This is a genomic window from Citrobacter sp. Cb028, from assembly GCF_030336705.1.
Lineage (GTDB): Bacteria > Pseudomonadota > Gammaproteobacteria > Enterobacterales > Enterobacteriaceae > Citrobacter > Citrobacter braakii.
In genome coordinates, this window is the sequence record NZ_JAOWCZ010000034.1 from 1,356,752 (window position 1) to 1,375,504 (window position 18,753).

The 18,753-nt window shown below is 50.2% G+C and carries 18 protein-coding genes and 1 pseudogene; 10 read left to right on the forward strand and 9 right to left on the reverse strand.

What is annotated here, in order from left to right:
• Nucleotides 1-350 precede the first annotated feature (350 nt).
• Both OGV75_RS16185 and OGV75_RS16190 read left to right on the forward strand, forming a co-directional pair.
• The gene (locus OGV75_RS16185; RefSeq protein WP_259482658.1) at nucleotides 351-842 is read left to right on the forward strand and encodes a hypothetical protein; all 492 of its coding nucleotides are present in this window, start codon (nucleotides 351-353) and stop codon (nucleotides 840-842) included.
• A gap of 72 nt (nucleotides 843-914) precedes the next feature.
• Nucleotides 915-1,904 (forward strand): hypothetical protein, encoded by a 990-nt coding sequence (locus tag OGV75_RS16190; protein WP_024262807.1) that lies wholly within the window; start codon nucleotides 915-917, stop codon nucleotides 1,902-1,904.
• 541 nt (nucleotides 1,905-2,445) lie between these two features.
• Here the strand turns inward: OGV75_RS16190 and OGV75_RS16195 are convergent.
• Nucleotides 2,446-3,870, reverse strand: a pseudogene (locus OGV75_RS16195) (molybdopterin-dependent oxidoreductase); the annotation flags it as partial.
• Nucleotides 3,871-4,018: 148 nt separating this feature from the next.
• Nucleotides 4,019-4,327 (reverse strand): DUF1161 domain-containing protein, encoded by a 309-nt coding sequence (locus OGV75_RS16200; protein ID WP_085951053.1) that lies wholly within the window; start codon nucleotides 4,325-4,327, stop codon nucleotides 4,019-4,021.
• Between the two features lie 102 nt (nucleotides 4,328-4,429).
• Between OGV75_RS16200 and OGV75_RS16205 the strand changes: the two genes are divergently transcribed.
• On the forward strand, nucleotides 4,430-5,140 hold the full coding sequence (locus tag OGV75_RS16205) for a YnfC family lipoprotein (protein ID WP_029139534.1): 711 nt from the start codon (nucleotides 4,430-4,432) through the stop codon (nucleotides 5,138-5,140).
• 7 nt (nucleotides 5,141-5,147) lie between these two features.
• Here OGV75_RS16205 and speG read toward each other — a convergent pair whose 3' ends face one another.
• Both speG and OGV75_RS16215 read right to left on the reverse strand, forming a co-directional pair.
• A complete protein-coding gene (speG, locus tag OGV75_RS16210; RefSeq protein WP_286480900.1) occupies nucleotides 5,148-5,708 on the reverse strand; it encodes a spermidine N1-acetyltransferase in 561 nt (186 codons plus the stop codon).
• 35 nt (nucleotides 5,709-5,743) lie between these two features.
• The gene (locus OGV75_RS16215) at nucleotides 5,744-6,085 is read right to left on the reverse strand and encodes a DUF1283 family protein (protein ID WP_016153054.1); all 342 of its coding nucleotides are present in this window, start codon (nucleotides 6,083-6,085) and stop codon (nucleotides 5,744-5,746) included.
• Nucleotides 6,086-6,238: 153 nt separating this feature from the next.
• On the opposite strand from OGV75_RS16215, the gene OGV75_RS16220 reads away from it, so the two are divergent.
• From OGV75_RS16220 to OGV75_RS16240, 5 genes are all read left to right on the forward strand, one after another.
• On the forward strand, nucleotides 6,239-6,565 hold the full coding sequence (locus tag OGV75_RS16220; RefSeq protein WP_016153055.1) for a YnfA family protein: 327 nt from the start codon (nucleotides 6,239-6,241) through the stop codon (nucleotides 6,563-6,565).
• A gap of 107 nt (nucleotides 6,566-6,672) precedes the next feature.
• Nucleotides 6,673-7,887: a starvation-sensing protein RspA gene (rspA, locus tag OGV75_RS16225; RefSeq protein ID WP_016153056.1), complete on the forward strand. Its 1,215-nt coding sequence runs from the start codon at nucleotides 6,673-6,675 to the stop codon at nucleotides 7,885-7,887.
• Between the two features lie 13 nt (nucleotides 7,888-7,900).
• Nucleotides 7,901-8,920, forward strand: coding sequence for a Zn-dependent oxidoreductase (locus OGV75_RS16230; RefSeq protein WP_200084058.1), 1,020 nt, complete (start codon nucleotides 7,901-7,903; stop codon nucleotides 8,918-8,920).
• A gap of 53 nt (nucleotides 8,921-8,973) precedes the next feature.
• Nucleotides 8,974-10,353 (forward strand): MFS transporter, encoded by a 1,380-nt coding sequence (locus tag OGV75_RS16235; RefSeq protein WP_286480901.1) that lies wholly within the window; start codon nucleotides 8,974-8,976, stop codon nucleotides 10,351-10,353.
• 165 nt (nucleotides 10,354-10,518) lie between these two features.
• Nucleotides 10,519-11,985 (forward strand): mannitol dehydrogenase family protein, encoded by a 1,467-nt coding sequence (locus OGV75_RS16240; protein ID WP_131379314.1) that lies wholly within the window; start codon nucleotides 10,519-10,521, stop codon nucleotides 11,983-11,985.
• A 74-nt stretch (nucleotides 11,986-12,059) separates the two neighbouring features.
• On the opposite strand, the gene ydfZ is transcribed toward OGV75_RS16240, so the two are convergent.
• From ydfZ to ydfG, 3 genes are all read right to left on the reverse strand, one after another.
• Nucleotides 12,060-12,263, reverse strand: a complete 204-nt coding sequence (ydfZ, locus tag OGV75_RS16245) for a putative selenium delivery protein YdfZ (RefSeq protein WP_003032393.1) — start codon at nucleotides 12,261-12,263, stop codon at nucleotides 12,060-12,062.
• Nucleotides 12,264-12,451: 188 nt separating this feature from the next.
• Nucleotides 12,452-13,138: a GntR family transcriptional regulator gene (locus OGV75_RS16250; RefSeq protein ID WP_016153060.1), complete on the reverse strand. Its 687-nt coding sequence runs from the start codon at nucleotides 13,136-13,138 to the stop codon at nucleotides 12,452-12,454.
• 86 nt (nucleotides 13,139-13,224) lie between these two features.
• Entirely contained in the window at nucleotides 13,225-13,971 is a 747-nt protein-coding gene (gene ydfG / locus OGV75_RS16255) for a bifunctional NADP-dependent 3-hydroxy acid dehydrogenase/3-hydroxypropionate dehydrogenase YdfG (protein ID WP_016153061.1), read from the reverse strand.
• A gap of 137 nt (nucleotides 13,972-14,108) precedes the next feature.
• Here ydfG and dcp point away from each other — a divergent pair, with 137 nt between their 5' ends.
• Nucleotides 14,109-16,154, forward strand: coding sequence for a peptidyl-dipeptidase Dcp (gene dcp, locus OGV75_RS16260; RefSeq protein WP_286480902.1), 2,046 nt, complete (start codon nucleotides 14,109-14,111; stop codon nucleotides 16,152-16,154).
• 166 nt (nucleotides 16,155-16,320) lie between these two features.
• Here the strand turns inward: dcp and OGV75_RS23560 are convergent, their stop codons facing one another.
• Both OGV75_RS23560 and mgtS read right to left on the reverse strand, forming a co-directional pair.
• Nucleotides 16,321-16,494, reverse strand: coding sequence for a YnfU family zinc-binding protein (locus tag OGV75_RS23560; protein ID WP_213083734.1), 174 nt, complete (start codon nucleotides 16,492-16,494; stop codon nucleotides 16,321-16,323).
• Nucleotides 16,495-16,893: 399 nt separating this feature from the next.
• Nucleotides 16,894-16,989, reverse strand: coding sequence for a protein MgtS (mgtS, locus tag OGV75_RS16265; protein WP_003032406.1), 96 nt, complete (start codon nucleotides 16,987-16,989; stop codon nucleotides 16,894-16,896).
• Between the two features lie 486 nt (nucleotides 16,990-17,475).
• Between mgtS and urtA the strand changes: the two genes are divergently transcribed.
• Entirely contained in the window at nucleotides 17,476-18,747 is a 1,272-nt protein-coding gene (gene urtA / locus OGV75_RS16270) for an urea ABC transporter substrate-binding protein (protein WP_016156478.1), read from the forward strand.
• Nucleotides 18,748-18,753 lie beyond the last annotated feature (6 nt).

Sequence of the window (18,753 nt, forward strand, 5' to 3'; positions counted from 1 at the left end):
CCTGCTGAGACTTGGAGTCGAAGACCCCGAACGCCCGTACTACAGTCGAGACGAGCTGATAGCTATGTTGGTGGACCGTGATTTAGACAATCAGTTACGCCGAGCCTTTGCGAAGTCTAGCGCAGCTAGTGAACTGGAGTCTTGAACCTTATGGGGCAGAAAAACCGCCGCATAAACCTATCGTCTGCTGACCGAAGTTTCGACGCATTGAGCCAGACGGAAAAGTTTTCCTGCTGGTAAACCACCTTAATTTAAACACCTTTTGAGAATGACCGATGCGGGGAGACCCGTAGGCATAACTGTGTCTGCGATACCGATAGTTCTCACCTTCTCAATAGGAGTACTACCTTATGTTATTCAACAACAACGACTGGACACTATCAGTCACCGACATCAATCCCTATGAAAATACTGTGAGTCTGGACGGTCAGTCCTATCCGCTGTCTCTGGCGATTAAGACCCTGATTCCGGGCTACCTGTCAGGCTTACCGTCCACCAGCCGCGAGGCGATGGAGTTACTGGAAGCTCTGGCTGAAGCTGGCGTGACCATTGGCAACTTCTTCAGTAATGACCTGATGACCGCCTATGGTCGCCGCCAGCAGAACAAGCGAGCCGAAGCTGAGCGTATTGCTAAAGAGCAGCGCATTCAGGCTGAGCGTATGCGTGAAGAGAACATGACTGATGCAGAGTGGCAGAAAGAGCTACAGCGCCGTGAACAGGTCAAAGCTGAACGCCGGACCTATGGTGAGCACCTCCGCAGTGCTACCCATTCCGCTGGGCGCTCCCGTGCTTCTATGGTCGCTGACATTGAGTCCACGGACAACTGGATGGACAGCCTCTAAGACACAGACACACAAGTGGTCCTGACCTGATGTCGGGACCCACAGTATCCAAACTTATTCAGGAGATTGATTATTATGACGATTAAAGACGCTTTTCAGTTCGGCATTGAGCCAGTACGTATCACCGACACCGACAACATTCAGATTAACGAAGGTTTGCCAACTAACGCAGACCCTCAGGTCTACGCCTTTGAGCTGGCTAAACTGGTTAAGACAATGCTGAATGGTGTGCTGAAATCCGCTCAGGAGAACATCCCGTTCCCTGTAGAAGTCCTGCCTACCCGCAATAGCCTGCCTACTCCAATCATTGCTCACACTCTGGCTGACCGCTCTGTGGTCGTTCCTGTCCGTGGTGGTAAGCGACCTGAAGTCGTGACCGTTCCGTCTGGACAAGAAATCGTGGTCGAACCAATCGAGCAGGCTATTCTCATCTCTGAGCAGACCAAGCTCTGGGACGCCAAGTCATCCACCGGATTCACTCAGGGCACACTTCAGCAGGACGCTATGAACATCTGTGAGAATGTGGTCCGTACCATCAACGCTCGCATGGTCGACGTTCTGGAGTCCTCCAAACTGTTGAAGACCGTAGAGCTTCCGGTCCTGACTGGCAGCCTGACCGCTAAGGCAGACACTATCATGGACGCTCTGTATGACAACACCGAATCTTCTTTCGGTTCTGAGGTTACTGATTACGGTATCATCGCCCATGAGTCACACCTCAAGGCTCTCTCCCGTCTGGCTGCTAAGCAGGGCTTCGGTGGTGAAGACGCTATCGTCGATATGCTGGGGACTGATATTGCGTATTACAACGGTGAAGACCGTGGCGTGTTCATGATGGCTAAGCGTTTTACGGCTCTGAGCTTCGGTTGCTTCCGCCACGATGGCGAAAACATTACGGCGGTCCTGTCCCGTGATGGTGACTCTCAGTCTCACTCTCTGGAAATCCTCGGTAAAGTGTTCGTTGTCGCTGAAGCTGCTACGACCGTCAAGATGGGCACTGGCTCAGCTACTGCCGTCCTGCCTGTAGTCAAACGCCTGAAGTTCACCAAGACCGAAGCGTAAGACCAATGGGTAAGAGGTAAGTCTGGACTGAATATCAGCAGGACTTCAGGTGGTGGGTTATCACTGTGATTAACTAACTATGGTCTGGACCAATGGTCTGGACCTGTTGTTAATGTAATGATATAACATAACAGATAAGGGGGCTTTATGTCTATGACTTCCGCAGACCTGAAGTCCCTCCTGACTCTGGTCTATAAACTCGTGTTCCTCTCTGTGGGTCTCTACATGGTCCTCTCTGGTCGACTCGGTGTGGATGTGTTCGACACTCTGTCTAAGGCTGTGGGTGGACTTCTAGGTCCTTAGGTTTGGACTCACAGTGGGACCGATGGTTTCTGACAGAAAAATGTGAATGACCATCTAATACATTAAGCCAGCAGACTTCCCCCCATAGTCCCGCCTCAAGTCCAGACCGAGGCCACCGGGGGTCCTGACCAGCCGTCTAGACATCCCGTCTAATGACACAAGTCTGGCACAAAGAATGACACAAGGTCTTGACTCAATGCAGGACCTCAGGCCTACTAAGGGTCCGCTTCAAGTCCTTGAAGTTCCAGATAAATTTAATCGGCACGTCGAGCTTATCTTTCCCACGTACGCCATCGCGGGTAGCGGTCATTTCCGGGCCCCGGACGATTGCGTCGGTCCAGCTAAAGCAGGATATCTGGGTCTTAATGGGATTTTCTGGCAGCGGCATACGCTCAATCGTGATGGTGTAGGTTGATTCTCGTGCACCGCTATTGCCGCCGTTGATGCCAACGTTGCCGGTCAGGATCGGCAACATCGCGATTGCGCGTGAGGTCAGCTCGCCGTTAGCCTGGCGTTGCGGACCCCAGCCCTGACAAATATATGCAGGTTTGGTACTGCCGATTTCCCGAGCCAGTTTGATAATGCGCTCGGCTGGAATCCCGGTAACATGTGAGGCCCACTGGGGAGTTTTAGCGATACCGTCATCGCCGTTGCCCAAAATATAGGCTTTGTAGTGCCCATTAGCGGGTGCGTCGGCGGGCAGGGTTTTCTCGTCGTAACCAATGCAGTATGTATCCAGAAACGTCTGGTCAACGAGATCTTCGTGAATCAGGACCCAGGCGATTCCGGCTACTAATGCAGCATCGGTGCCTGGACGAATAGGGATCCATTCATCTTCACGACCCGCTGCGGTATCGGTATAACGCGGGTCGATGACGATCATCCGGGCATTAGAGCGCTCCCTGGCCTGTTCCAGGAAGTAAGTTATTCCACCTCCGCTCATACGCGTTTCGGCGGGATTATTGCCGAACATCACCACCAGCTTCGTGTTTTCGATATCGGAGGTGCTGTTGCCTTCGTTTGAACCATAGGTATATGGCATTGCCGCCGCGATTTGTGCGGTACTGTAGGTGCCGTAATGACTCAGGAATCCGCCATAGCAGTTCATCAGGCGAGCGACCAGCGAGGCATAAGGGGAGGAGCGAGTAATGTTACCGCCTACAATGCCAGAGGTGTAGTTGATATACACGGCCTCGTTACCGTATTTGTGCACGGTATTTTTCAAACTGGCACTGATGGTGTCCAGTGCTTCCTGCCAGGTTATACGCTCAAATTTACCTTCACCGCGTTTGCCCACGCGCTTCATGGGGTAATTCAGGCGATCCGGATGATTGATCCGTCGACGGATTGAGCGCCCACGCAAACAGGCGCGAACCTGGTGTTGACCATAGATATCGTCCCCGGTCGTATCGGACTCCACCCAAACGACTTCATTATCTTTAACGTGGAGTTGCAGGGCACAACGGCTGCCGCAGTTTACGGAACAAGCGCCCCAAACCACTTTTTCTTCAACGGGTTGTATCGCCTGCTGTACCGCTGCGGCGGCAGTGCGCATTCCGAAAGGTAACGACAGCCCACCCGCGGCAAGCGCCAGCGAACCGATTGCCGAGGATTTCACTAACGTCCTGCGGCTAATGCCTCCATATTGCTCAGTTTTTGACATTACTCACCCCATTATAGTTATCGCTATATATTAATTTCTATAACGAAATTAATAGCATGCTAATAATGGTTTGAGTTTACCCACTTATGGGTATGTCATCTTAATGCATATCAAACTGGAGTGACCCTCCGCGTACGGAGGGCGTGATTTATTGCGGTTCGGCGACGTGCCCGTCCTGGGCAGGGGTGCTATTGGCAGGGGCGTTGCCACTGTTGGTTCGGGTATAGAGAATTTTGTGCGTATCGTTTGCACAATGTCCCACGACCAGTGAATCAGGCTGATCGGCCTGATCGTTGGGGACAATGTTCAGCGTAAAGCTGGATTCAGCAACGCCATTATTAATGATGCGCTGTTCGATATCACTTTTCACACGTTCACATGACGCCGGTGCCGCCAAAACCTGCGGGGACGCGACGGCCAGTAAGAGCGCGGCAATTCCTGTTATGTATTTCATCATCAGCTCCTTTATGATCGACCTGGACTAAGATTAGCATTTCTGGTGTAAATAACTGTATTTGCTAATATGATTGAGAATTATCTTCTTATCCCGGTGAAAAATGTGAAGAAAAAGATCTTATTAGGTTTCCTGTGCGTCGTGCTGGCCGGGTGTGATAACGCCAAAGGCCTGGATTCCTTTACGCCGGAAATGGCCAGTTTTTCCAATGAATTTGATTTCGATCCGCTGCGCGGGCCAGTAAAAGATTTCAGCCAGACGCTGCTTAATGACAAAGGTGAAGTCACCAAGCGCGTTGTCGGTACGCTCTCACAGGAAGGGTGCTTCGATACGCTTGAATTGCATGATATCGAAAGCAATACCGGCATGGCGCTGGTCCTGGATGCTAACTATTACCGGGACGCCAAAACGCTGGAAAAACGGATCCGCTTACAGGGTAAATGTCAGTTAGCAGAACTGCCTGCGGCGGGCGTGGTATGGGATACCGACGATAACGGTTTTGTCGTTTCCGCCACGGGAAAAGAGATGAAGGTGCAATATCGCTATGATGCGGAAGGCTACCCGCTGGGTAAAACCACCGTCAATAAGGACAATACCTTGCAGGTTGATGCCAAACCGTCGGTTGACCCGTTGAAGAAGCTGGATTACACCGCGGTAAGCCTGCTCAATAACCATCCGTTAGGTAATGTAAAACAAACGTGCAAGTATGATGACTATGCTAATCCGGTCAACTGCCAGCTTGTTATCGTTGACGAGAGCGTGAAGCCGGCAGTTGAACACCATTACTCGATTGAAAACACCATCGATTACTATTAGTCAGTCTTTATTGAGCGGTAGGTTGCAGCAGGTTGGGACCTGACGTTTTATGTTCTACCAGATACTGCTGCTGGAAGATACACATGCGGATTGTGTTGCGGTATTGACCGTTGATAAAGAATTCATGAATCAGTTCGCCTTCGACCATAAAGCCGAGTTTACGGTAGATGTGGATGGCTTTTTCGTTCTCTTTATCAACGATCAGATACAGCTTATATAAGTTAAGTACGGTAAAGCCGTAATCCATCGCCAGCTTAGCAGCCCGGGAAGCCAAGCCTTTGCCCTGATACTCCGGCGAAATAATGATCTGGAATTCTGCCCGGCGGTGCACATGGTTAATTTCAACCAGCTCCACCAGTCCGGCTTTTTCACCGTCGCATTCCACAACAAAGCGACGTTCACTTTGGTCGTGGATATGCTTGTCATACAGATCTGACAGCTCAACAAATGCTTCGTAAGGTTCTTCAAACCAGTAACGCATTACGCTGGCGTTGTTATCAAGCTGATGGACAAATCGTAAATCTTCACGCTCCAGCGGGCGCAACTTAACACTGAGGGCGCTAGTCATATCGTATCCTTTCAATATCTTTCAAAGTGCAATCATTATGGGGCAACGGTGCGGCCAGTGCGGCGGTCGAGGCAGCGCAGGGTGTTGGGCTCCCAGTACGCATTAATATTAGCGCTCTGTTCGCATTTATCACGGCTATCGAAAGCTGCGTCGGTTTTGTCCCACTCTTTCTCTGCACGCTTGTTGACCTTCTGGCGTAACTGACGCGTATCGTTCCATTGTTCCTTTTCCATTGCTGCCTGTTGACGACTTTGCGCACTGTCCCCGGATTCAATGATCAGTTTACTGGTTTCAGCAAATGCGGAAGAGGTGTACACAGCCGCAGCCAGCGTCAGCATAGCCGTCAGGCACAGGCGTTTGGTCAGTGTAATATTCATGGTGAATTCCTTTTATGGGAAAGGGGAAAAACAATAAAACAGGGTTAAATTCTACACTATTCCGGCTTGCGGGCATACCCACTCAGCGGAGATGGATACGCTAACGACATTCTGTCGTATCATGGTTAAACCGAAGGTAACTGAATAACATCAATGCTTAAGACCACATTCCTTTTTTTCATCACTGCGTTATGCGAAATCATTGGCTGCTTTTTACCTTGGCTCTGGCTTAAGCGAGGGGCTACGGCCTGGCTGCTGATACCCGCCGGGATGTCACTGGCCTTATTCGTCTGGTTACTGACGCTACATCCGGCAGCAAGCGGGCGTGTGTACGCGGCCTATGGTGGAGTTTACGTGGTGACAGCGTTGCTTTGGCTACGTATTGTTGACGGCGTAAAACTTAGCCTGTACGACTGGTCAGGCGCGCTGGTGGCATTGTGCGGCATGCTGATTATTGTGGCTGGGTGGGGGCGCGCATAGCGCCTTTTTTGTGATCAATCAGCGTTTTTTTGATCTTCATACTTGTATGGTAGTAGCTCAGTTGGGTAAATTTCCTGCATCACAAGAACAAATGCAAGGAATAAGAAATGAAGATTGTTGGGGCTGAAGTGTTTGTCACCTGTCCGGGGCGTAATTTTGTCACGTTGAAAATTACGACAGACGATGGGATCACTGGGCTGGGAGATGCCACGTTAAACGGACGCGAGTTATCCGTAGCGTCCTATCTGAAAGATCATGTTTGTCCGCAACTGATTGGTCGCGATGCGCACCGAATTGAGGACATCTGGCAGTTTTTCTACAAAGGCGCGTACTGGCGTCGTGGTCCGGTCACCATGTCGGCGATTTCCGCGGTGGATATGGCATTGTGGGACATCAAAGCGAAAGCGGCGAATATGCCGTTGTACCAGCTGCTCGGCGGTGCATCTCGTGAAGGCGTTATGGTTTACTGTCACACCACAGGCCATACCGTTGATGACGTACTCGAAGATTATGCGCGCCATAAAGAGATGGGCTTTAAAGCAATTCGCGTGCAGTGCGGCGTGCCGGGTATGAAAACCACTTACGGTATGTCTAAAGGCAAAGGACTGGCCTACGAACCCGCCACCAAAGGGCAGTGGCCAGAAGAGCAGTTATGGTCAACGGAGAAGTATCTCGATTTCACACCAACACTGTTTGAAGCCGTGCGCGACAAGTTTGGTTTCAACGAACATCTTCTGCACGATATGCACCACCGTCTGACGCCAATTGAAGCGGCCCGTTTCGGCAAAAGCATCGAGCAATACCGTCTGTTCTGGATGGAAGACCCAACCCCGGCTGAAAACCAGGAATGCTTCCGCCTGATCCGCCAGCATACGGTCACGCCGATTGCGGTAGGGGAAGTTTTCAACAGCATCTGGGACTGCAAACAGCTTATCGAAGAGCAATTGATCGACTATATCCGCACCACCATCACCCATGCGGGCGGTATCACTGGCATGCGTCGAATTGCCGATTTCGCGTCGTTGTATCAGGTACGTACCGGTTCGCATGGACCTTCCGATCTGTCTCCAGTATGCATGGCCGCCGCGTTGCACTTTGATCTGTGGGTGCCGAACTTCGGCGTACAGGAATATATGGGGTATTCCGAGCAAATGTTGGAAGTGTTCCCGCACAACTGGACCTTTGATAACGGCTATATGCATCCTGGAGACAAACCAGGTCTTGGGATCGAGTTTGATGAAAAGCTGGCGGCGAAATATCCGTATGACCCTGCATATCTGCCTGTTGCTCGTCTGGAAGATGGCACGTTGTGGAACTGGTAAGGAGTGATTTGCTATGAAAAGTATTGTGATTGAAAAACCAAATACGCTGAATATTGCCGAGCTACCGGTACCAGAACCCTCTGTAGGCGAAGTCAGGGTTAGGGTGAAACTGGCGGGAATTTGTGGTTCTGACAGCCATATTTATCGCGGACACAATCCATTTGCAAAATACCCACGTGTGATTGGCCACGAGTTTTTTGGCGTGATTGATGCGGTAGGTGAAGGTGTTGACCGTTCGCGAATGGGCGAGCGAGTATCCGTTGATCCGGTTATCAGTTGCGGACATTGTTATCCCTGTTCAATTGGTAAACCTAACGTTTGCACATCGCTGGTGGTGCTGGGCGTGCATCGCGATGGCGGTTTTAGCGAGTACGCTGTCGTGCCAGAGAAAAATGCCTGGACGATCCCCGATGCCGTGCCTGATGAGCATGCCGTTATGGTTGAGCCTTTTACCATCGCCGCAAACGTAACCGGGCAAATAAATCCAACAGAAAACGATATTGCGCTGATTTATGGCGCGGGTCCTATGGGGCTGACCACCGTACAGGCGCTTAAACGTGTCTATAAAGTAAAAACCGTGGTGATTGCTGACAGAATCGATGAACGCCTTAGCATGGCGAAGCAGTGCGGTGCAGACTGGGCAGTCAATAATAGTCAGCAATCGTTGCAAGATTTCCTGACGGAAAAAGGGCTAAAACCGACCATCATCGTGGATGCCGCTTGTCATCCATCTATTTTACAGGAGGCTATCACGCTGGCATCGCCAGCCGCGCGGATTGTTCTGATGGGCTTCTCCAGCGATCCTTGTCAGATTGTTCAACAAGGCATTACCGGGAAAGAACTTTCAATTTATTCCTCAAGATTAAATGCGAACAAATTCCCGGTTGTTATTGATTGGTTAGTCAACGGACTTATCGATCCTAACCAACTTATTACCCATACTTTTGACTATCACCACGTTACCGACGCAATTGAATTGTTTGAGAAAGATCAGCAGCACTGCTGCAAAGTTTTACTCACATTCACTGAATAATATAAATAACTGCGAGTAAGTGGTACGCATCTTACCTCTTAGAGATAGCCAATATGAATCAAGAAAAACACGAAAGATCAACGAAGGATCTGGTCAGAGCCGCCGTATCCGGATGGTTAGGTACTGCGCTCGAATTTATGGATTTCCAATTATATTCTCTGGGGGCCGCGCTGGTATTCCATGAGATATTTTTCCCGGAACAGTCTGCAGCGATGGCGCTCATTTTAGCAATGGGTACCTATGGTGCAGGATATATTGCTCGTATCGTCGGAGCATTTATATTTGGCAAAATGGGAGATAGCATTGGGCGTAAAAAGGTGCTGTTTATTACCATCACCATGATGGGGATCTGCACAACATTAATCGGCGTACTGCCAACGTATGCACAAATCGGTATCTTTGCTCCCGTATTGCTGGTGACGCTGCGTATCGTACAAGGGCTTGGCGCGGGGGCTGAAATCTCGGGCGCAGGGACTATGCTTGCTGAGTATGCGCCAAAAGGCAAACGCGGCATCATTTCCTCGCTTGTCGCCATGGGGACAAACTGTGGAACCCTTAGTGCAACTGCTATCTGGGCGGTGATGTTCTTTGCTCTTGACCGGGAAGAACTGTTAGCCTGGGGCTGGCGAATTCCGTTCCTGGCAAGTGTTGTGGTAATGATTTTTGCCATCTGGTTACGTATGAATCTCAAAGAAAGTCCGGTATTTGAGAAAGTTAATGATGAGGAAAATTCTCCAGCATTAAATAATTCGTCGGAAAATACACTAGGGGCGATGTTTACCAGTAAATCCTTCTGGCTGGCAACCGGTTTACGGTTTGGACAGGCGGGTAACTCTGGGTTAATCCAAACCTTCCTTGCTGGGTATTTAGTGCAGACGTTGTTATTTGATAAATCAATACCCACCGATGCTTTAATGATTAGTTCGGTACTAGGATTTATTACGATACCGCTGCTCGGTTGGTTGTCTGATAAGTTTGGTCGCCGGTTGCCTTATATTATTCTGAATATTTCGGCAATTATTCTGGCTTACCCAATGCTCTCAATCGTCGTGGATAAAACGTATAGTCCGGGCGTTATTATGACGGCACTGATTGTTATTCATAACTTTGCCGTATTGGGATTATTTGCTCTCGAAAATATTACCATGGCTGAAATGTTCGGTGCCCGTAACCGATTCACACGCATGGCGATTTCAAAAGAGGCGGGTGGGCTGGTTGCCGTTGGTTTTGGTCCGGTTCTGGCTGGTATCTTCTGTAACATGACTAACTCCTGGTGGCCAATTCTGGTGATGGTCATTGCCTACTCACTGATCGGTTTGTTTTCCGCGCTGCTGATGCCAGAGGTGAAAGACCGCGATCTGAGTGCGCTTGAGGATGCTGCCGAGGTGAGTAAAGCCGATAAGGTGCGATGTTCAGCGACCCAGGCAAGCTAATCCACAGCAGCAGCATGAACGGAGGCGCTCGTTCTCCGTTTATGCTGGTACACAGCTTTAAGTGATGTCATACCAATCATAAAAAGCTTAATGCAAATCAAAACATACAACCATACAGGCGTTACTCTGAATCAATCCTGATTTCATTGATAAGTAGGTCATACCATGCAAAACAAGCTCTTAACGGCAAAGGCTGCAGTTCCCGACTACGATCGTACAAAACTGGTTCCGCGTATTGTTCATCTGGGGTTTGGCGCATTTCACCGCGCACATCAGGGGGTTTACGCTGACATTCTCGCTGCAGATCACGGCAGTGACTGGGGCTATTGCGAAGTGAACCTGATTGGCGGCGAGCAGCAGATTGCCGATCTGAAACAGCAAGATAACCTGTATACCGTTGCAGAAATGTCTGCGGATGCTTGGACTGCAAGAGTCGTGGGCGTGGTGAAAAATGCGCTGCATGCGCAGGTTGATGGTCTGGAAAGCGTACTGGCTGCGATGAGTGAACCGCAGGTTGCGATTGTTTCCCTGACCATTACCGAGAAAGGGTATTGCCATTCTCCGGCGACCGGTCAATTGATGTTAGACAACCCGATGATTGCCGCCGATCTACAAAATCCAAAACAGCCAAAAACTGCGCCAGGCGTTGTGGTTGAGGCGCTTGCACGCCGCAAAGCTGCGGGTTTGGCCGCCTTTACCGTGATGTCCTGCGACAACATGCCGGAAAACGGTCATGTGATGCGCAATGTTGTCACCGCGTATGCCCGGGCGGTAGATGCGGAACTGGCTGCGTGGATCGAACAACATGTCACATTCCCGTCGACAATGGTTGACCGCATTGTCCCTGCAGTTACCCAGGATACGCTGGACAAAATTGAACACATCACCGGCGTACGCGACCCGGCAGGCGTGGCATGTGAACCGTTCCGTCAGTGGGTTATAGAAGATAACTTTGTCGCTGGTCGCCCTGAATGGGAGAAGGCGGGAGCGGAGCTGGTTGCTGATGTCATTCCGTTTGAAGAGATGAAACTGCGTATGCTCAACGGCAGCCACTCTTTCCTTGCTTATCTGGGGTATCTGGCGGGATATCAGCACATTAACGATTGCATGGGCGATGAAAATTATCGCCTCGCCGCGCGCGCGCTGATGTTGCAGGAACAAGCGCCCACGTTAAAAGTGAAAGGTGTGGATCTTCCGCACTATGCCGATCTGTTAATTGAGCGCTACAGCAACCCGGCACTGCGTCATCGCACCTGGCAGATCGCGATGGACGGCAGTCAAAAACTGCCGCAGCGTATGCTGGACTCCGTTCGCTGGCACATTGTGCACGGTAGCCACTTTGAACTGCTGGCGCTGGGCGTGGCTGGCTGGATGCGTTACGTCGGCGGTGTGGATGATCAGGGCCAGGCGATTGAAATCAGCGATCCGCTGTTACCGGTGATCCAGAAAGCGGTGCATAGCAGTAACGAGGGCGAAGATCGTGTCCAGGCGCTGCTGGCGATCGATGCTATTTTTGGTCGTGAACTGCCGCAGGTAGAATTGTTCAAGAATCAGGTCACACAAGCCTATCTTGCTTTACTGGCTGAAGGGGCGAAAGCAACCGTTGCGAAGTATGCAGCAAAACTGAAGTAACGAGAACATCATTTAAGTCGCCATCTGGCTATAAACGGGCCAGATGGCGCATTGTTTTCTGGCATTCACACCAATTAGTTCATGCCCAAACGAATCAGTTCGAGGGGAGCATATTTACCTTCACACCCTTCGATTTCCACTGTTTTCCCGCGGCGAATTTGCTCAGCGGTCAGGCCATCGGTATCTATCGCTGTAATGCGGCCTGTAAGTCCGGTGTCGCTAATCATGACGCGGCTGCCAGTGGTGATTGCGTTACGGTTACGATCGTATGTTTTCATGGTGTTTTCTCCTTTCCAACTTACCGTCAAAGCCCGTGGGCTCTAGTCCCACGTAACGGGCGCAATATAAATACGCTTCTCGTTAATGATTTTTTTTGTTTTCGATCAAAATCACAGCTTTTTTTGTGCAGATGTGCGGGAGAGGGGAAGGCAGGAGAAACTCACCTCGGTGTGAGGTGAGCGTAATATTAATCTTCGCTGAACCAGTCGCTATTTTCCTGACGGATTAGCTGAACGGACTCACCAATTTCCTGGAGATGCAGCATCATTGCGCGCTCTACGGCATCGCCATCATGTTTCTCAAGTGCGGTAAAAATATCGTGATGCTGACGCAGCAGCATTTCAGGCGGAGAGATATGATCCAGGCTCATATAGCGAACGCGGTCAATCGTGGCCTTAATATTCTCAACGGTGTCCCAGGCGAGCTGGCACTCGGCGATTAAAGCCAGTTTCTGATGAAATTCGTCATCTAGCTGGAAGAAATCATTGATTTGTTTTCGATCAATCGCGATGCGTTGCTGATGCAGATTTTGTTCGAGCTGATAGCACTGTTTATCAGTGATCAGTGATGCGGCGCGGCGGACCACGGCACATTCAATTGCCTGGCGAACAAAACAGCCGTTCTGCACCTGCGACAGCGAAATTTTGTTTACGTAGCTGCCACGCTGCGGGCGGATCTGAATCAGACCGTTCTCTGCCAGTTTGATGAATGCTTCTCGTACCGGCTGGCGTGACACATTAAAGCGTACGGAAACCTCTTTCTCCGACAGCGGCGTACCGGGTGCAATCAGACAGTGCACGATATCTCGACGAAGAATACGGTAAATCTGTTGATTTACCGGTTGTGTAGGGTTGAGCTGCGTTTCTACGGTCATTCATTCTTACTTTTTAGAGAGTTAACCCGGAGATCTTATCACTTATTTCAGGCTATCTATACCCGGCGCAAGGCCGGGCAGAGAAATTAGCTCCGATGAATACTCAGTCCGGCAAAAGACTGTGTGACAGGCATCATTTCAAGGGTGTTAATGTTGACATGAGCGGGTAAAGACGCCACCCACCATACCGCTTCTGTAACATCTTGCGGGGTCAGCGCAGTGGTATTTTCGTAGGCTTTTTCAGCTTTAGCGTCATCGCCTTTGAAACGTACGTTAGAGAATTCCGTACCGCCAACCAGACCCGGTTCAATGTCGGTAACGCGAATCGCAGTGCCGTGTAAGTCAGTACGTAAATTCAGGCTAAACTGGCGAACAAACGCTTTGGTCGCACCGTAGACGTTCCCGCCAGCGTATGGCCAACTACCCGCGGTAGAACCGATATTGATAATATGACCGCGGTTGCGCTCAACCATGCCTGGCAGAACGGCACGGGTCATATAAACCAGGCCTTTGTTGTTGGTGTCGATCATATTTTCCCAGTCTTCAACGCTGGCCTTGTGGGCTGGCTCAAGGCCCAGCGCCAGACCCGCGTTGTTGACCAGAACATCAATATCGCGCCATTCAGCGGGTAAGGCGTTCAGCATCTCTTCAATTGATGCACGATTACGTACGTCCAGTTGCGCGGTATAGAGGCGGTCACCCAGCTCATCTTTGAGTTCCTGCAGGCGCTCCTGGCGGCGTCCGGTGGCAATAACTTTATGCCCATTCTCAATAAAACGACGCGTAATGCACTCACCAAAACCTGCGGTTGCTCCGGTTACTAAAACGATCATCTCACTGTTCCTCAACGCTTTTTATGTAGTACTACCATAGCACGTCATTTCCGTTCAGAGCTATTCCTGCTTAACGCGATTGCGGTCGATTCCCGGGAAGTCTACTCTGGTAAACAAATCGTTTTCAGGAGTGAAAGATGTCGTTAACGAATCCATTTTTACACCACAGCACATTGCCGTATCAGGCGCCGCAGTTTGATCAGATCGACGTGCAGCATTATCGTCCAGCGTTTGATGAAGGCGTGCGGCAAAAACGCGCCGAGATCGACGCTATTGTGCAAAACTCACAGGTTCCTGATTTTGCTAATACGTTGTTGGCGCTTGAACAAAGCGGGGGGCTGCTCACGCGCGTGACCAGCGTTTTCTTCGCGATGACGGCGGCGCACACCAACGATGAACTACAGCGCCTTGACGAAGAGTTTTCCGCAGAGCTGGCGAACCTTGCCAATGATATTTATCTCAATGGCGCGCTTTTCGCCCGTGTCGAAGCCGTCTGGCAGAGGCGTGGTACGTTAAGTCTGGATAGCGAATCAATACGTCTGCTGGAGGTTGTGTATCAGCGTTTTGTACTGGCCGGCGCCCGTCTGAACGAGACCGATAAAGCCAAACTTAAAGCGCTCAATACGGAGTCAGCCACGCTGACCAGCCAGTTCAATCAACGGTTGCTGGCAGCAAACACGTCAGGTGCTATGGTGGTGGATGATATCCGGCAGCTGGAGGGGCTGAGCACAGAAGAAATTGCCGTTGCTGCCGAAGCTGCAAGGACGAAAGGGCTTGAAGCGCGTTGGGTTATCCCGCTATTAAACACAACACAGCAACCGGCGCTTGCGGTTTTACGCGATCGTCAGGCCCGCGAAAAACTGTTCACCCGCGCATGGATGCGGGCTGAAAATGATGATGGCAACGACACGCGAGCTATTATTCAGCGACTGGTAGCAATCCGGATGCAGCAGGCGCAACTGCTTGGTTTTGCCAATTACGCAGCCTGGAAAATTGCCGACCAGATGGCAAAAACGCCGGAAGCGGCACTGACATTTATGCGATCTATTGTTCCAGCCGCGCGGGCGCGGGCGTTGGATGAGCAGGCTGAAATCCAGAACGTTATCTTTCAAGAACACGAGTCGTTTAGCGCCGAGGCCTGGGACTGGTCGTTTTATGCCGAGCAGGTCCGTCGTGAGAAATATGACCTTGATGAGGCACAGCTCAAACCTTACTTTGCCCTGGATTCGGTGCTGAACGAGGGCGTTTTCTGGACGGCCAATCAACTCTTTGGCATCAAATTCGTTGAGCGATTCGACATTCCGGTTTATCACCCGGATGTTCGGGTATGGGAAATATTCGATCATGATGGCGTAGGGTTGGCGCTATTTTACGGTGATTTCTTTGCCCGGGAATCAAAAAGCGGCGGAGCCTGGATGGGCAATTTTGTTGAGCAATCGCTGCTTAACGAAACCAAACCGGTTATTTACAACGTCTGTAATTATCAAAAACCTGCGCAGGATCAGCCTGCATTGCTGCTGTGGGATGATGTTATTACGCTATTTCATGAATTTGGACATACGTTGCACGGTCTGTTCGCCACTCAGCGTTATGCCACGCTTTCTGGGACCAACACTCCGCGTGATTTTGTCGAGTTTCCTTCACAGATCAACGAACACTGGGCGAGCCATCCTCAGGTCTTTGCCCGTTTTGCCCGACATGTTGATACCAGGGAGCAAATGCCGCAGGCATTGCGGGATAAAATGCAGCGGGCCAGTCTGTTTAACAAAGGTTACGACATGACCGAACTGCTCAGCGCGGCATTGCTGGATATGCGCTGGCACTCTCTGGAGTTGAGCGAGTCATCTCATCCGGTCGATCAATTTGAACTGCAGGCGCTGGCGGCGGAAGGTTTGGATCTCAAGGCCGTGCCGCCGCGTTATCGCAGCAGTTATTTTGCCCATATCTTCGGTGGCGGTTATGCCGCAGGTTATTATGCCTATCTGTGGACGCAAATGCTGGCCGATGACGGCTACCAGTGGTTCGTAGAGCAGGGCGGATTAACCCGTGAAAACGGACAGAAATTCCGCGAAGCAATTTTGTCCCGCGGAAACAGCACTGATTTAACTGAACTTTATCGCCAGTGGAGCGGGCGTGAACCGCGCATGGAACCCATGCTGGAACATCGTGGCTTGAGCGCTTAAGACAGGTCAGCCAGAAAATTGAACCGGGCGTGGTGCCCGGTTGTTAGCTGGATTTTTTCTTCAGCAAAATGAATCGTTGTTGGGTATTGATGCCTTGCATCTCATAGAGACGCTCGGGTAGGGAGTGCTGCTGGTGAAAGGTCGGCATTGTTTTCCTGTCCTTACGTTACTTGACTGGTTTGCTTTGGGAAGGAAGGTAGGTATTGCCGCAGTTGGGGCAGACTAACGTTATGTTGTTTTTTATTCTCGACAGGCTGTGCATTGACTGGCGGCAGCAGTGAGGACAGGTACTTTTCACTGGTCGTAAAGTACGCATCTTAATATCTTTGAGTATCGACATATTGATTGTCCTTGTGATGGGGTGCTTACCATACACTATGAAGCAATAAATAGCTCATTTTATAACCATGGCGATGACATGGATTACTGTACGGTTTGCAAGAATCTCATTAGCGGCCAACATCACTTATAGAAGGTAGTTACGTTTCGTTTAACGTTCATTGGGGTTGTCGATGATAGATTAGCCAACTATCCGTTATCTTCGCAGGGAATTGCCAGGTAGCGTATAAAAGCAAAACACAAATCTATCCATGCAAGCATTTACCGCTGGTTTATCCGGCGGTTTTTTTTATCTGTACATCAGGGAAAAGGTGCCGGGAGGGGGAATTCAGGTAAAAAAATGGCCCCTTGTGCAGCTACGCAGCAAGGGGCCGGGTCGGTTCAGGACTATCTCCGTTCATCAATCATCCCATCTGTGGCTAAAATACGCGGCCAGGAAACCGGAAAATAAAATAATTCCCAGAACAGCCATAAAAATATTCATATTACCCAGCATAGTAAATGCTCCTTTATTTGTGAGTTTCCTCTCTTACCTTAAGTTCACCTCGCTTATGACTATAGTAGCAATTCAATCTTAAACAAAGGCTGAACTGTGTGATTATTTCGGCGGAAAAGTAAAATTTTGACGTGATTACGTCGGGAAAAATAAATAATAGTGACAAGGCACGGTTATCTGCGAACAAATAACCACGTTTTTATACTGGGGCACGCCGTTATGACCGTGTGTGACAGACACAGATTGTTGCACGTTTATAATGCAGAGTTGTCTCATTGTGGTTCAATCTTTCACGCGATTAATCCTTCTGGCGGCAAAAATTAATACTGATTTTTGTGCCTAAAATTCTAATTCATTGATTTTATATGATGTTTGAATATCTGGCATCGTTTTTGCCTTATCACTTCTGAATACCCTTAATTTGCACCGTTTTGTCTGCCCGGCTGCACCGGAGCTTTCAACAAGACTAATTTCAGGAGTGAAACTATGCAGCGTCGTACATTTTTAAAAGCTTTTGCGCTTTCCGCCTCTGTTGTCGCAATGGGAATGAGTTTTAGCGTTCAGGCGGCCGACACTATTAAGGTTGGCATCATGCATTCGTTATCCGGCACCATGGCTATTTCCGAAACGCCGCTGAAAGATGTGGCGTTGATGACTATTAATGAAATCAATGCGCAGGGCGGTGTGTTGGGCAAAAAGCTGGAACCGGTGGTGGTTGACCCGGCTTCGAACTGGCCGTTATTTGCTGAAAAAGCACGTCAGTTACTGAGCCAGGACAAGGTAGCGGCGGTTTTCGGCTGCTGGACATCGGTTTCGCGTAAATCGGTTTTACCGGTATTTGAAGAATTGAACGGTCTGCTGTTTTACCCGGTGCAATATGAAGGTGAGGAGATGTCACCTAACGTCTTCTATACCGGCGCTGCGCCTAATCAGCAGGCGATCCCGGCGGTTGAGTATCTGATGAGTGAGGACGGCGGCAGCGCTAAGCGCTTCTACCTGCTGGGTACGGACTATGTCTATCCGCGTACGACTAACAAAATTTTACGCGCCTTTTTGCATTCGAAAGGCGTGGCCGATAAAGACATCGAAGAGGTGTATACCCCATTCGGACACAGCGATTACCAGACCATTGTTGCCAGTATTAAAAAATTCGCCGCAGGGGGAAAAACGGCGGTGGTATCGACCATCAACGGGGATTCTAACGTTCCATTCTATAAAGAGTTAGCGAACCAGGGCCTGAAAGCCACGGATGTACCGGTGGTGGCATTCTCTGTGGGTGAGGAGGAGTTGCGCGGTATCGATACTAAACCGCTGGTGGGCAACCTGGCTGCGTGGAACTACTTTGAGTCCGTAGATAATGCGGCCAACAAGAAGTTCGTCGCGGATTACCGGGCGTATGCCAAAGCGCATAAGCTGCCGAATGCTGATTCGGTGGTGACCAACGACCCTATGGAAGCCACTTATGTTGGCCTGCATATGTGGGCGCAGGCAGTAGAAAAAGCCGGAACTACCGACGTGGATAAAGTCCGGGCGGCTATGGCAGGACAATCATTCGCGGCACCATCAGGCTTTACCCTGACCATGGATGCGACCAACCATCACCTGCATAAACCCGTCATGATTGGCGAGATTGAAGGCAACGGCCAGTTTAACGTGGTGTGGCAAACCGAAGCGCCGGTTCGCGCCCAGCCGTGGAGTCCGTATATCGCCGGTAATGATAAAAAATCTGAACAGCCCGTTAAAACCGCCAGCAACTGATCTTAC